General features: G+C 60.1%; 1 protein-coding gene. It reads left to right on the top strand.

The genetic code is table 11. The annotated features are described in order from the left end of the window. Positions 1-19: 19 nt before the first annotated feature. On the top strand, positions 20-203 hold a 184-nt coding region (locus tag E1297_RS49385), incomplete at its 3' end, for a DUF4116 domain-containing protein (protein WP_209015503.1).

The following is a 203-nucleotide window of genomic DNA, read 5'->3' as shown; positions in this document are numbered from 1 at the left end:
AGCGGTGAGGCAAAACGGCATGGCGTTGGACTTCGTCCCGGACGCCCTCCAGACGCGGAAAATGTGCCTTGAAGCGGTGAGGCAAAACGGCATGGCATTGCGATCGGTGCAGGAAAGTCTCCTGACGCCTGAGATCTACCGTGAGGCGGTCAGGCAAACCGGTTTGACTCCGAAAAGCCTCCGGACGCGGGAGGCCAGTCTTA

The sequence above is a fragment of the Roseibium sp. RKSG952 genome, from assembly GCF_009711355.1.
The sequence above is the reverse complement of the archived record's forward strand: the minus strand, read 5'-3'. Positions and strand labels throughout refer to the sequence as shown.